Source organism: Peribacillus sp. TH16 (assembly GCF_016651095.1).
Lineage (GTDB): Bacteria > Bacillota > Bacilli > Bacillales > DSM-1321 > Peribacillus > Peribacillus butanolivorans.
Genome location: NZ_JAEKEM010000002.1, coordinates 2,302,208 through 2,315,801, shown reverse-complemented (window position 1 = coordinate 2,315,801; position 13,594 = coordinate 2,302,208). Strand labels below are relative to the sequence as shown.

General features: G+C 39.1%; 18 protein-coding genes. 10 read left to right on the top strand and 8 right to left on the bottom strand.

Going from position 1 to position 13,594, the window contains the following annotated elements:
- Positions 1-14 precede the first annotated feature (14 nt).
- The 6 genes from JFV29_RS11125 to JFV29_RS11100 all read left to right on the top strand — a co-directional run bounded on the left by JFV29_RS11125 (position 15) and on the right by JFV29_RS11100 (position 4,755).
- The gene (locus JFV29_RS11125) at positions 15-557 is read left to right on the top strand and encodes a sigma-70 family RNA polymerase sigma factor (protein WP_309558432.1); all 543 of its coding nucleotides are present in this window, start codon (positions 15-17) and stop codon (positions 555-557) included.
- Positions 554-1,021 carry a hypothetical protein gene (locus JFV29_RS11120; protein ID WP_201183232.1) on the top strand — a complete coding sequence of 156 codons (468 nt, stop codon included), beginning with the start codon at positions 554-556 and terminating at the stop codon, positions 1,019-1,021. The genes JFV29_RS11125 and JFV29_RS11120 overlap by 4 nt, the downstream gene beginning before the upstream one ends.
- Positions 1,014-2,084, top strand: coding sequence for a hypothetical protein (locus JFV29_RS11115; RefSeq protein WP_201183231.1), 1,071 nt, complete (start codon positions 1,014-1,016; stop codon positions 2,082-2,084). Before JFV29_RS11120 ends, JFV29_RS11115 begins: the two co-directional genes overlap by 8 nt.
- Positions 2,081-3,019, top strand: a complete 939-nt coding sequence (locus JFV29_RS11110) for a hypothetical protein (RefSeq protein WP_201183230.1) — start codon at positions 2,081-2,083, stop codon at positions 3,017-3,019. Before JFV29_RS11115 ends, JFV29_RS11110 begins: the two co-directional genes overlap by 4 nt.
- A gap of 182 nt (positions 3,020-3,201) precedes the next feature.
- Positions 3,202-4,116, top strand: coding sequence for a diacylglycerol kinase (locus JFV29_RS11105; protein WP_201183229.1), 915 nt, complete (start codon positions 3,202-3,204; stop codon positions 4,114-4,116).
- Positions 4,117-4,179: 63 nt separating this feature from the next.
- Complete coding sequence (locus JFV29_RS11100) at positions 4,180-4,755, top strand: GNAT family N-acetyltransferase (RefSeq protein WP_201183228.1); 576 nt, start codon at positions 4,180-4,182, stop codon at positions 4,753-4,755.
- Positions 4,756-4,833: 78 nt separating this feature from the next.
- On the opposite strand, the gene JFV29_RS11095 is transcribed toward JFV29_RS11100, so the two are convergent.
- Positions 4,834-5,052, bottom strand: a complete 219-nt coding sequence (locus tag JFV29_RS11095; protein ID WP_053344229.1) for a hypothetical protein — start codon at positions 5,050-5,052, stop codon at positions 4,834-4,836.
- A 188-nt stretch (positions 5,053-5,240) separates the two neighbouring features.
- Here JFV29_RS11095 and rlmD point away from each other — a divergent pair, with 188 nt between their 5' ends.
- Together rlmD and JFV29_RS11085 are read left to right on the top strand one after the other, a co-directional pair.
- Positions 5,241-6,611, top strand: coding sequence for a 23S rRNA (uracil(1939)-C(5))-methyltransferase RlmD (rlmD, locus tag JFV29_RS11090; protein WP_201183226.1), 1,371 nt, complete (start codon positions 5,241-5,243; stop codon positions 6,609-6,611).
- Between the two features lie 248 nt (positions 6,612-6,859).
- Positions 6,860-7,408 carry a YitT family protein gene (locus JFV29_RS11085; RefSeq protein ID WP_201183224.1) on the top strand — a complete coding sequence of 183 codons (549 nt, stop codon included), beginning with the start codon at positions 6,860-6,862 and terminating at the stop codon, positions 7,406-7,408.
- A gap of 32 nt (positions 7,409-7,440) precedes the next feature.
- Here the strand turns inward: JFV29_RS11085 and JFV29_RS11080 are convergent, their stop codons facing one another.
- The 7 genes from JFV29_RS11080 to JFV29_RS11050 form a co-directional block, all read right to left on the bottom strand.
- Complete coding sequence (locus tag JFV29_RS11080) at positions 7,441-8,301, bottom strand: DUF421 domain-containing protein (RefSeq protein ID WP_201183222.1); 861 nt, start codon at positions 8,299-8,301, stop codon at positions 7,441-7,443.
- A 32-nt stretch (positions 8,302-8,333) separates the two neighbouring features.
- On the bottom strand, positions 8,334-8,540 hold the full coding sequence (locus JFV29_RS11075; RefSeq protein ID WP_053344233.1) for a DUF1657 domain-containing protein: 207 nt from the start codon (positions 8,538-8,540) through the stop codon (positions 8,334-8,336).
- A 12-nt stretch (positions 8,541-8,552) separates the two neighbouring features.
- Positions 8,553-8,903 carry a stage V sporulation protein AE gene (spoVAE, locus tag JFV29_RS11070; protein WP_053347930.1) on the bottom strand — a complete coding sequence of 117 codons (351 nt, stop codon included), beginning with the start codon at positions 8,901-8,903 and terminating at the stop codon, positions 8,553-8,555.
- A 5-nt stretch (positions 8,904-8,908) separates the two neighbouring features.
- The gene (gene spoVAD / locus JFV29_RS11065) at positions 8,909-9,919 is read right to left on the bottom strand and encodes a stage V sporulation protein AD (protein WP_053344234.1); all 1,011 of its coding nucleotides are present in this window, start codon (positions 9,917-9,919) and stop codon (positions 8,909-8,911) included.
- Positions 9,919-10,398 carry a stage V sporulation protein AC gene (gene spoVAC, locus JFV29_RS11060; protein ID WP_201183220.1) on the bottom strand — a complete coding sequence of 160 codons (480 nt, stop codon included), beginning with the start codon at positions 10,396-10,398 and terminating at the stop codon, positions 9,919-9,921. Before spoVAC ends, spoVAD begins: the two co-directional genes overlap by 1 nt.
- Positions 10,399-10,418: 20 nt before the next feature.
- Positions 10,419-10,889: a YhcN/YlaJ family sporulation lipoprotein gene (locus JFV29_RS11055; RefSeq protein WP_201183218.1), complete on the bottom strand. Its 471-nt coding sequence runs from the start codon at positions 10,887-10,889 to the stop codon at positions 10,419-10,421.
- Positions 10,890-10,958: 69 nt separating this feature from the next.
- On the bottom strand, positions 10,959-11,162 hold the full coding sequence (locus JFV29_RS11050; protein WP_053344237.1) for a DUF1657 domain-containing protein: 204 nt from the start codon (positions 11,160-11,162) through the stop codon (positions 10,959-10,961).
- Positions 11,163-11,886: 724 nt separating this feature from the next.
- Between JFV29_RS11050 and JFV29_RS11045 the strand changes: the two genes are divergently transcribed.
- The gene (locus JFV29_RS11045) at positions 11,887-12,303 is read left to right on the top strand and encodes a hypothetical protein (RefSeq protein WP_201183216.1); all 417 of its coding nucleotides are present in this window, start codon (positions 11,887-11,889) and stop codon (positions 12,301-12,303) included.
- Positions 12,300-13,577 (top strand): ammonium transporter, encoded by a 1,278-nt coding sequence (locus tag JFV29_RS11040; RefSeq protein WP_201183215.1) that lies wholly within the window; start codon positions 12,300-12,302, stop codon positions 13,575-13,577. The genes JFV29_RS11045 and JFV29_RS11040 overlap by 4 nt, the downstream gene beginning before the upstream one ends.
- Positions 13,578-13,594 lie beyond the last annotated feature (17 nt).

Sequence of the window (13,594 nt, the reverse complement as noted above, 5' to 3'; positions counted from 1 at the left end):
AAGGGGGGAGAGAAGTGACAGATGAGTTAGTGGAGAAGGTGAGAGGTGGAAATGATCATGCTTTCCGGATATTGATAGAAACGTATAAGGAGACGATTTTTAGAACCGTCTATTCCGTTTTACGCAATCAAAAGGATGCAGAAGATGTCACCCAGGAAGTCTTTATCAAAATCTATACTTCTCTTCCTCAATATAAAAATCAAGGTTTTAAAACATGGATTACGCGTATTGCCGTCAATCATGCAATAGATTTGAAGAGAAAACGAGAAAGGCAAAAGGAAGAATCACATGAAGTACAGCCTTCGGAAGCTCATTTAGGCCTATCTGATGATGTTGAGGCAGTGTTTTTTCGAAATGAAAAACGAAAGCAAGTATTACGGAAGCTGAATGACCTTCCGGAGGGGTATCGGGACGTTGTGTATGGCTATTACATACAAGAAAAAACATTCCAGCAAATTGCAGAGGAACAGCAGATTCAAGTCAAATCTGTTGAGGTAAAGCTATATCGGGCAAGGAATTGGATGAGAAAACATTGGAAAGAGGAGGATTTTTCATGAACCATGTTTCTGAAGCAGGGTGGATTGCTTATTTGGCGGATGAAATGCCTGATAATCTAAAAATAGAATATGAAAATCATTTATACTCCTGTGACGAGTGTTTAACAGTCTATATGGAGGCGATGGAAAGAGCTGAATCTAGTCTGCTCGTTGAAGAACTTGATATAGCAGATTCTGTTATGAGCTCGATTGCTCAACTAAATGAAGTATCTAATGAAGAGGTTAAGCAAATCAGAAAAGAAAAATCTCTTCGGACGATTACAAGACATTACCTGATTGCCGCTGGTTTTACGATTCTATTAATGGCAGCCGGAGTTTTTCAATCCCTGACTGAATACGTTGATTCTGTAGAATCCAGTACTGTAAAGGAAACTCAGACCTTAACCGATGGTCTTATTGATAAAACATTTAATTGGATGGACTCTATTGAAAAGAAAAATAAGGAGGGGTTTAGAAATGAATAAAAGTCCGATATTAGCTTTTTTGTTATCATTTCTTCCGGGTTTTGGTCATTTTTACCTAGGTAGGAGATATAAAGGTTTATTTTATTTTCTAGCCACGCTTGGATTAGGGCTGGGAGGCTTTTTTCTTACATTGATTAGTCAATTGGAAGCGTTTCTTGCCTTTTCCATTATAGGAATGGTGTTTTATTTCATCAGTATATTTGACTTGGTAGTTACCTCTCTAAGAAATCCTAAAAGCGAAACGGATGCAGGGGGAATAGTGGATCAGCCGGAAGCAGAAAGATTCTATGTAATTGTCCTTTCATTCGTGCCTGGTCTCGGACATTTTCAGCTCGGCCTCATGAATCGGGGACTTATTTTTCTAATTGGCTTTTTAGGCCTTGGCATTATGGTGATATTCATCAGTGTGATGACACAAATGGAAGGTCTGCTAATATTCATGGCTTTATTGCCAGTTATCTGGATTTACAGTTTTTTTGATTCTGTTCAACAGCTGAATAAAAAGCAAAGGGGTGAGGAGCTTATTGATCGGACCGTGTTGGAAGATTTCGAGGAGAGACGGGAATCTGGGAAGAAGAGTAAATCGGTCGCGACTTTATTCGCCATTTTCCCTGGGGCAGGTCATTTATATTTAGGGCTGCAAAAACGCGGAATCCAATTAATGGCCGGCTTTTTATTCGCCATTTATATATTGGATTTACTCCGTTTAGGATTCTTCTTTTTCCTTATTCCGATCATCTGGTTTTACAGCTTTTTTGATGGATTACAAAAAGCGGCTAAAATGGAAGAGGGTCCTGTTGAAGATACGCCCATAATTTCGGGAATTGTCAATCAGCAAAAATGGGTAGGCCTTGGTTTGGTGGGGCTAGGAATTTATTTCTTGGCAAGTAACATTATCGTTCCGGCAATTGCACCTCATTTAGATGAATGGGTTGGAAGCAACTTAGAATATTGGTTTAGAGATTATTTTCAAAAAGGACTCGTGTGTATCCTTCTTATAGGTGGAGGAATAAAATTGTTAGCTGGAAGTAAAAAAGCGAGAGACAAGGAGGAGACAAAATGAGAACATGGAGAGTCGGAACAATTTCAATGGGAGTCTCTCTGGTTGGTTTAGGTATGATTTTACTGATTTCTCAAATCGCAAATATGAATATGACGACGATTCTTCTTTCTTGGTGGCCGTTGCTTTTCATTATTTTGGGAGTGGAAATTCTCTTCTATATCTATTTTTCCAGAAAAGAAAGTTCCTTTGTAAAATATGATATTCTTAGTATTCTTTTCGTAGGATTGCTTGGAACGACGGGAATTGTTTTAATTCTGCTGACATCAAGTGGAATAATGGATCAAGTCAGGGCAGCCGTGCAAAGCGAAGAAAAAACAGTGAATTTACCTGGGTTCAATGAAAAGGCTGGAAAAGACATTCAGAGGGTCGTTCTAGATTCTGGATCATACCCATTGACGGTTGAAAGTGGGACCGATGAAGAAGTTTCTATATTCGGGACATATGATGAGCTTGTAACAGTAGATGCTGAATCCCTGTTGAAAAAGACGGAAGATTATTTAATGGTTGAGAGAAACGGTGATACACTTTATATCAGCTTCAAGGATTTACCGGTTCAAAATAGCCTTTTAGGCGGAGGCAGGACGAATCTCAAGGCTACTCTTATTATCCCTGCTGAATTATCATTAGAGATTAATGGACAAAGCACGGATCTTGTCTTAAAGCCAAGACAGCTTTTAAGTAATTGGAGTGTAAAAGATAGCGGCTACCTTAGCGTATACCTTCAAGAAAATAGTGATATCAAGATTGAAGCAAAAGGTGTCGAGGAGCTCGAGGGGCCTGAAAATAGCTGGAAAACGACCGAGATAAAAGAAGAAGACACGAATGAAGAAGGCACTGAAAAAACTGAAAAAAAGAATGGTACACTAAAGTCTGGAAAAGGGAATCATATCTTAACTGTCTTCGATACATATAAAGTGAATGTTCATTACCCATAATTTTAAACCATTTACTAGAATAAAATTGTAAAAAGCTTTATAATTTCCCTGATAAGATTTCTAGAAAAAGCATATAAAGAAATGGGCCGAATGCGGTCCTCTTTTTTTTCGAATATTGCTTTTCATGTAGTGAACGATTAATATGTAATTTATGGAATCAATTTGTATAAGGATGATGGGAAATGAAAAGAGCAAGGTTGATTTACAACCCGACATCAGGCCGGGAAGCCATTAAGAAGAGTTTACCAGGGGTGCTTGCAAAGCTTGAAGCAGCTGGATATGAGGCTTCTACACATGCGACGACCGGTGCTGGTGATGCAACGAATGCAGCTAAAATTGCCATTGAACGCGGCTATGATATTGTCATTGCAGCAGGAGGCGACGGAACGATTTATGAGGTTGTTAATGGACTGGCCACTGCAGAAAAGCGCCCAAAACTAGGAATTATTCCGACAGGAACGACGAATGATTTCGCGCGGGCACTGCATTTACCGAAGTCAATCGAAGGGGCAGCTGATATTATTGCCAGTGGGCATACGATGCCAATCGATATTGGAAAAATGAATGATAAATATTTCATCAATATTGCTGGTGGGGGTCGATTGACTGAATTGACCTACGACGTGCCAATCAAGCTGAAAACAATGCTTGGGCAGCTAGCTTACTACATTAAAGGGATTGAAATGCTACCTTCTATCAAGCCGACAGAAGTTTCAATCGAATATGATGGAAGGCTTTTCGAAGGCGAGATTATGCTATTTTTAGTCGCCAATACAAATTCGGTCGGTGGCTTCGAAAAACTCGCACCAGACGCATCCCTTAATGACGGCATGTTCACGTTACTTATTTTGAAAAAGGCAAATCTTGCTGATATTGTCCGAGTCGTAACTTTGGCAATGCGCGGTGAACATATACATGATAAAAATGTCATTTATGAAAAAGCAAATCGGATCAAAGTAACTGCCAAAAAAGACATGATGCTTAATTTGGACGGGGAATTTGGTGGCATGGCCCCAGCTGAATTCGTAAACCAGTACCGTCATTTTGATGTATTCATCCCGGAAGGAATATTGCCGGACGATCCAACAAATAAATAATGAAAAGAAGGTCACTAAAGTGGGTGGCCTTTTAATTTTAATCTAGCAAGGAGAATGGGTAACGTGTACATCAGAAGAGCGACACCAGAAGACGCAGAAAAGGCAGCAGTATTAACACGACTTGCGATAAAGGAAATTGCCGAGGAGTTAACTGGCGAAACAGAAGAAGAAACAATACTCGCCGTTCTTGCCGACTTTTTTAGAAAAAGTGGAAATCGAATCAGCTATGAAAATACCTTCGTTAGTGAACATAATGGGGAAGTATCTGGACTGATCATTGCCTATCATGGAAAAGATGCTAAAGGGTTAGATGAACCAATAGTTGAAAGATTACGGCGGAAAATGAAAGATTCGAGTATTACACTCGACAAGGAAGCAGAGAGTGATGACTTTTATCTGGATACATTATGTGTTGACCCGAATTTTCAAGGGATAGGAATTGGAAGTGCACTGATTCAATATGTTGAGGAGTATGCTAAGGAAAAAGGCTACCCAAGGGTTTCTTTAGTCGTTGAAGATGTGAATGAAGGGGCAAATCGACTCTATAACAGGTTAGGATATAAGAAAATAAAAACCATTATGATAAGTGGCTATGAATTTGGATATATGGTAAAAAAATTAGAAGAACCCCTTGTTTAACAGGGGGTCCTTTTTACGTGTGTTTTTGATATATCTCTTCTTCCACCATTCATTGAACTTTTCTTAGTGGAATGGGATCTACATTTGCTGTCCGTTCATCGCAGCCCAATCAGCATAAACTCCGGTTCCGTTGCAGCCGGGACAGTCGTGTATATCGGAAAAATGATATTCCGTTGGTACGAAAGAGCTGTATCCTCGCCCATAACAATCCGGACAGAGGCCCTTTTCCTCCATGCTTACTCGATGTTTTTCTAGCCTGTTTGCATTCCAGGCAGATATAGAGTTAAACAAACCCATTTCTTCACCTCATCTATTTTTCCTTATTTTTCTTTTTTTACCTCGCTTTTATACATGGAACTATGAAAAAACGTAATTCCTTCTACTATTATTTTATGAAAACCAATGTAAATTGGTGAGTCGTTTTGTGGCAAGGCTCTGAATGTGGTAAAATACAGGCTAGCTTATAAAAGAAAAGAGAAGATGATATGAAAAAAACAGCACCCGTTGCTAAAAATGATATTATAGAGGTTTTATTCGAAGATTTAACGCACGAAGGAGCTGGAGTAGCTAAAGTTGATGGCTATCCGATCTTTGTTCAGAACGCCCTTCCTGGTGAAAAGGCAAAAGTTAAAGTAATGAAGACAAATAAAGGTTATGGCTTCGGACGTTTGATGGAGATTATAGAAAATAGTCCGTATCGAGTTGAGATTACAACTGAAGACTTTCATAAATACGGTGGCTGTCAGCTACAGCATATGAGCTATGAAGGACAGTTGGAATTCAAAGAAAAACAAGTCCGTGAAGTGATGACTCGCATTGGAAAACTTGAGGATGTGAAGGTACACCCGATAATTGGTATGGAAAACCCAACTCATTATCGTAACAAAGCCCAAGTGCCTGTTGGTGAAAAGGACGGCAAGCTAATAGCGGGATTCTTTAAACCACGGACACATGAAATTGTAGAAACGAAAGAAAGCATTATCCAAAATGAAATGATTAGTGAAGCTGTTCAAGTTGTAAAAGAAATCATCAGTAAACTTGGTATCCCTGCTTACAATGAAAAAACCCATAAAGGTGTATTGCGTCACATTATGGCTCGTTATGGCAAGCAAACAGGCGAATTGATGATAGTACTCGTTACAAGAACGAAAAGTATCCCTTTCATCGAAACAATCGTGAAGGAAATCGTTGAACGTCTTCCACAGGTGAAATCAATCGTCCAAAACGTAAATTCGAAGAAAACAAATGTTATCTTGGGCGACAACATGACTTTGCTATGGGGTAACGAAGTAATCTATGATTTGATCGGTGACGTGAAATTTGCGATTTCCGCAAAATCCTTTTATCAAATTAATCCAGATCAAACGAAGGTTCTTTATGATAAAGCACTTAATTATGCTGGTCTAACGGGCGAAGAAACGGTGATTGATGCTTATTGTGGCATTGGTACCATTTCATTATTCTTAGCACAAAAAGCGAAAAAGGTTATTGGTGTGGAAGTTGTATCAGAAGCGATTGAAGATGCACGCCGCAACGCTGAATTAAATGAAATCACAAATGCAGAATTCATCGTTGGTGATGCAGGAAACGTCATTGCTGAATGGTATCAAAAGGGTAACATGGCAGACGTCATCGTTGTTGATCCACCTCGTAAAGGTTGTGAAGAATCTCTTCTAAACACAATCATTGAGATGAAACCTAAAAAGGTCGTTTATGTATCTTGTAACCCAGGAACCTTGGCACGGGACCTTCATATTTTAGAAGAAGGCGGATATAAAGCAGTTGATATCCAACCTGTTGACATGTTCCCGATGACTACACATGTTGAAAATGTAGTGTTGTTAGAATTGAAATAATGGCGTAAGTGCCCAGTCATTGGACTGGGCTTATTTTATATTGATTTATATAATAAGTGTCTTTGTTAGATAGAGATGATGAAGCAGGACCCATTAAGGGCTCTGCTTTTTCAATGTGGTGTCAAAAATTGTAGTAAGGGTGCTGAGGAAAAAATTTTTTACATGTATATTCTTGACGTTCTAACTTGGACATATATTATGGAATATCGAATGGGAGGTAAGGTGATTTTATTAAATTCCAAAAAGTGATGGCTGTAATCGTTGGTAGCTTTTTGATAGGTATTGGAATTAATGGTTTTTTAGTTCCATATCATTTAATAGATGGCGGTGTTATTGGAATTGCTCTTATTATTCATTATTTTTTGGGCTTTCAAACGGGGTTATCCATGTTAGTTCTTAGTATTCCTTTATTTATATATGCTTGGTACTATGAACGTCACCTTTTCTATAGCAGCATCCATGGATTACTTTTGACTTCTCTTTTTATGGATTGGTTGAGTCCATTAAAAAAGGCATTTTCTATTTCCATTCTCAGTAGTTCGTTAATTGGCGGAGCTATCATTGGGCTGGGCATAGGGCTTATGCTTCGATATGAGACAAGCAGCGGAGGAACAGATTTGTTAGCAAAATTCATTTCCAAATCTTCCTCCATAGATATTGCTATAGTTATTATTGTCATTGATACACTCATTATTACAGCTGCCGTCTTTATCTTAGGTATGAGAATTTTTCTTTTTTCATGTCTGACGATTGTCATTATTGGACTGATTACATCACTTATGAAAGTGAGGGATTAAATTTTCTTATCAACCCAAAAGTATAAAATAAATTAGTTTTTTAAGATGAAGGCTACATGGTCAATTGCCTTTTGCAATTTTTCACTATTTTTGCTATACATTTCTTTAGCTTCCTTTGATTCAGTTCCAAGGGCAAATAACTCTAAGTCTGCTTGGCATTTTTTCAAAGTTGCGAGCATCAAAGGCTTTTCTTGTGGAGATGGCACTTTAATTTTATCATCAAAAAGATCCACGTTTAATTCACCATTGGAATTTGCTTGTCCAAGAAAGACATTCTCGATGGTTACGCCTAGCTTATCCAATTCGGTTTTCAACCAATTTCGGTTTAGGCCAATCGTGGAAAGTGGTTCATCAAGGATTTCTCCATCCATAATGACAGTCTGAGCCTCCTTGACTGAAGCAACTGCCAGATTCAAATCTTTTGCTGTTAAAGGTTGATTTTGCTTTTTTAACATAACAGAAAAGTCACCGTTTGCTTCTAACAAACCAAACTCGACATCAGCTACATCAAAGACATCCTTCTTTCGAAGTAACCCTAACAATTCATCAGTTGTATACTTTTCCTTTTTTAAATTGTCTTCCATGACTTTTCCATCTTTAATAAACACTGAGGCTTTTCCTTCCACAAGATCACGAATAGTTTTGCTTTTCAAAGAAATTAATCCTGCTATAAAAGGTGCGAGTGCAAAAACGAGAATAGAAAGCACCCCATTTATAATACTTCCTTCAACCTTTGTGGCTAACTCTGCCCCAACGTTCCCGATGGTTATGCCAGTTACATATTCAAAAAAGGAAAGCTGAGATATCTGTTTTTTACCTAACCATTTTGTGATTAAAAAAAGGACAATTAAAAAAAATAGTGACCGTAAAACGATTTGTAACCATTCAGGCATTACTTAGCACCTCCTGCAAATCATAGGTTTAATCAAAAACCCTTATATTGTGGTTCCTCTCGTTCTAATTCTCCAACTCGCTTGTGTACATCCTTCATCACTTCATTCACTACCATCATCGTTTCATGCAGGATACGTTTCGATTCATCATCTTGAGTTCGGAGTGCAAGGCTAGATAAACCAGCTTCTACACCCTTAAGGCTGGCGACACATTGTTTCACTTCAGATGCAATAGTCATCCTATATTCTCCTTATCCTTTTGGTTTAAAAATAATAGCTCCTATCATTCCGAAAATAATTGCTGCTGATATCCCGGCACTAGTTACTTCAAACATTCCTGAAATTACACCAATTAAGCCATGCTTTTCTGCCTCGGCCATTGCCCCATGCACAAGCGAATTCCCGAAACTTGTAATGGGGATCGTTGCGCCTGCACCTGCAAAATCAATAAATGGTTCGTATAAACCAAACCCATCTAAAAGAGCACCTACGACAACAAAGGTACTTAATGTATGGGCGGGTGTTAGCTTGAATACATCAAACATTATTTGCCCGATTACACAAATAAAGCCTCCTACAACAAAAGCCCAAAAATAAATCATCATTGCTATTCACCACCATATTCAATCGAAACGGCATGGGCGATACATGGAATCGTCTCGCTTTGCTGAAAGGATAGAGGAGATAATAATGCGCCGGTAGCTACGACTAACATACGTTTGAAATCTCCCTTTTTCATGCGGTTTAATAAATGCCCATATACAACCGTTGCTGAACATCCTGGTCCACTGGCTCCGGATAAAACTGGTTGCCCCTCTCTATAAATCATTAATCCGCAATCTTTATACTGTTCTTCACGTATAGGGGTTCCATGTTTTTTAAATAATTCTAATGAAGCTTTTTGCCCAATCTTTCCTAAATCTCCAGTTACAATCAAATCATAATAGGAAGGGTCGATGTTTCGTTCTCTTAGATGGGTCTCAATTGTATCGACAGCTGCTGGAGCCATGGCTCCTCCCATATTAAATGGATCGGTCAATCCCATGTCAATGACCCGGCCGATTGTGGCTGAAGTAACTCGAGGGCCTTTTCCGGAACTACTTAATAAGGCAACTCCTGCACCCGTAACGGTCCATTGGGCAGTGGGAGGCTTTTGACCGCCGTATTCAGTTGGGTAACGGAACTGCTTTTCAACAGCGGTGTTATGACTAGAAGCACCTGTTAACAGATAATCCGCTCCTTTAGTGTTAACAAGGTAAGCGCCGAGAGCAAGTCCTTCCATAGAGGTAGAACACGCTCCAAACAAGCCAAGATAGGGTGTACCCAAAGTTCGACAGGCAAAACTTGTAGGTGTTATTTGATTAATGAGGTCGCCGCCAAGGAAAAACTGAATCTGATCTTTTTGAAGGCCAGCCTTTTCGATTGCTTTTGTACTTGCTTCTTCTATGAGGACTTTGTGAGCCTTTTCATAGGAATCTTGATTTATCCATAAATCGGAATGAAGTAAATCAAAATCATCTGCAAGTAATCCTTCAGCTTCAAATGGTCCCCCGACAGTTCCTGTGGAGAGTATGACAGGTTTTTGATCGAAAACCCATGTACGATGACCCGTCAGCATTATAAACCACCCCATTGAATAAGAATTGTTTTAATCAGAGCAACAATAAAAGCGGAAAAAACGCCGAATAAGATGACGGAGCCTGCCAATTTAAACATATTACCACCAACTCCTAAAACAAATCCTTCTGTTCGATGTTCAATAGCGGCTGATATGACAGCATTCCCGAATCCTGTAAGCGGTACTGCAGATCCAGCTCCCCCAAATTGAGCGATTCGGTCATACACTCCAAATCCAGTAAGAAGCATAGCAATGAAAATTAGCGTTCCTGCAGTGGGGTTCCCAGCCGTTTGATCTGTGAAATCAAAGTAATGAATATAAATATTTTGAATAAACTGCCCGATAAGGCAAATGATTCCACCTGTTATAAAAGCTTTAATGCAATTTAGTAGTACTGGTCTTTTTGTTTCCAGTTGGGTTTGAAGTTGTTGATATTCTTGTTGGACAGGGGTTAATTTTTTCTTTTTATTATTTGACATGCTTGTATCACCTCTTCCATCTACGTCTGTTCCTTCATTAAACTTTTGATTTCTTTGAAGTCTTTTTTCAGTGAGTCCATCTTAGTCTTATCTTTTTCGAGCTTTTGTTCCAACTGGTCAAGTTCTAAAAACATCTTTTGGTCAGTTGAGATAAGAATTTTATAATCTGGGAACATGTTTTCTAAGTCTGATTGTGCTTGTTTTTTAACGCTCTTTAAACGGAAACGATCAAAATTATCTACTTTGACTGCCACTAACAATTCCTTATCGCTATTTACGGCTTTTACATCCGAAACCTCTTCCTCTGCTAATAGCCTATCTTTAGCTTGATTGGCCACGGATTGCTTTATTGGACTGCTAGTATGTACCTTCGAAATATTCAAGTTTTTATTATTATCTATTTGATTCGAATTTCCGGAACATCCTGAGACAAACCCGATAACAGTTATTAAAAAAAGGAATGTTTTTAATGTCTTCATTTTGTATTTCAAGGAATTGCCTCCTCAAATTAAAGATATAAAAAAGGTTGGTTGCCTCAACCAACCTTTTTATATGATTACTTATTGCTTATATTGTGGTTCTTCTTGCTCAATCTGATCAATACGAGGAGAAACGCTGTCAACAATCGATTGTGTTTGTTGAGCAGCTTGTTGATAAAGTTGTTTGGCTTGCTCGTTGTCCGTTGAAAGGGCGAAGGTCTCGAAGCTTGCTTGAGCACTTTTTAGTCCTGCTAAAGTCGTTTTAACATCACTGATTACTGTCATGGGTGTTACCTCCTTGGTTTTTAACTGCCTTTTTAGAATAAGGAAACATCAATTTTTATATACCTACCAAAATTCTCTAGATTGTGAAAAATAGTGATTTCAATCCCTTGTTTGCTTAAAAATCGCATGGCCTTGAGGATGAAACTTGATAAGGTTTATAAAATAATTTGTTTCCGATTCAAAGTATTTTATTGAGGGGGTTTAGTTTTGCTTCTTCAGTATAAAAAGGTAGCAAACGCCGATTGGCTGATACTTCTTTTGAACAAGTAACCCGGATTACTGAAGAACCAGTTATCAGTATACGGCGGATGTGGCTTTAGCGTCTGATGGAAACAGTTTGTTTTCATGAAAGTTAACTGCCACTCTGTTTCGTCAAGTGATGGTTGGTATATTTAAACTGAGGGTGTGCCGGGGGAACTGAGCAGTTTTTATGTGTAAAAAAGTAAAGGGACTGAGTTCGATTATTTAAGGGGAATTGCGCTTATCTATATTTAATCAAACGATTGATTAATAGCTGGAATAGTAATAAATATGGGGAGATAGCTAGCTTTTTTTGTATGTAAGGGAGTCAGCTATTTAAACAAATAAGTGCATTGTACGATTCAATTATTCACTCTAATTTAAAAACTGCCATAGTGTTTTAAAATTTTTAAAAAGTTGACTCAATTCAGAATTATACATATAATCATATTAAAGCTAACGTGATAACGTGAGGTGATATAACATGATGGTGGTTTTAGACGATTTGTATAATAGAGTGGTTTTTCAAATTTCGTTGGAAGAAGTAATGAAAGTTCTGCAAGGAATCAAGAGCAAACAAGAGTCGGAGATTGAATCAATGAAAAATAGGATACATAAATACGAGCAAAAACGAAGAGCAGAGGAAGCGTGGTATCAATCGCTATCCCCATTTAAACGGTTTTTTACGGGACGGGCTCCGAGCCATCATCAGGCTGTAGAGCATTTGGTGAATGTTAAAGAAAGATATATCAAAATTGAGAGTATAAAACAAAAGGTCGCTATTATAAATGAGGCGATGGGCTTACTGGAAGCAGACCCGGAAAAACGCGAAATAATATTGCCACCTACCATCATAGAAGATATAAAGGCTTGGCGGAAAGTGGAGGGACTACCAATATGACATTAGAAACGTTAAATGCTGGATTGGATACAATCTGGGTTGTTCTGACAGCAGCCATGATTCTATTAATGGAGGGCGGCTTTGCCTTATTAGAGGCAGGGTTTGTTCGTACTAAGAATAATGTGAACATCATTATGAAGGTTTTTGCTGATATTACGATTGGTACGCTTTGTTATTTCGTATTAGGTTTTGGGTTAATGTATGGGACGGATTTAATAGGGAGTATCGGGACGAGTGGTTTTATGCTGAAAGGTGATTTGTCGCACATCGATTTGACCATTTCAATAGATGCATTTTGGCTATTTCAAGGGGCGTTTGTAATTGCGGTAATCTCCATCGTTTCCGGAGCCGTTGCGGAAAGGATTAATTTTCGCGCGTACCTTATCTATGTGGTCATGATGACGGCGTTTATCTATCCGATTGCCGGTCACTGGGTATGGGGCGGCGGCTGGCTAAGTGAGTTAGGGATGCGGGATTTTGCAGGCTCAGCGGTCATTCATGCACTAGGTGGTTTTTCTGCACTGGCAGCAGCCATGGTGATTGGTCCGAGAGTGGGAAAATTTCCGTCAGAGGGACCTAGTTCTATTTCCCTGCCTAGTAATCTCCCGTTGGCATCGGTTGGAGCGTTCCTCTTATGGTTCGGCTGGTTTGGGTTTAATGCAGGAAGTACTCTGCAGGCTACAGATGGTCGTATCGGACATATTGCCATTGTCACGATGCTCTCAGCTGCATCAGGTGGTGCAGGTACTATGCTTTATACGTTATTTCGCTATGGACGATCAGATGCTCCGTCCGTCATCAATGGTTCACTAGCAGGACTTGTTGGCATTACTGCTGGCTGCGCTTTCGTTAGTGATATTGCTGCGATCCTAATTGGGGCAGTTTCCGGAATGCTTATGATAGCAGCGACTAACTGGTTAGAAGCCCGTAAGATTGACGATCCAGTGGGGGCCTTTCCTGTCCATGCGGCTTCTGGTATGTGGGGAACAATAGCTGTAGGTCTTTTTGCTACAGAAGGTGGTCTATTTACAGGTGGAGGATGGCATTTACTTAGGGTTCAAGCGTTGGGATTAATGGTATTGTGTATTTGGGGATTTGTATTAACATGGATGGTTTTTAAAGTCATCAATATTTGGGTACCAATTCGGTCTACGGATGAAGAAGAAGAGCTAGGCCTGGATATCAGCTATCATGGTATCATGGCCACTCATACCTCTCCAGAGTTTATTAAGTCAGAGAATTACTTTAAGCAGGAAGAAGAGGTAAAAAGGTAAGATTTATCTTAGAATAG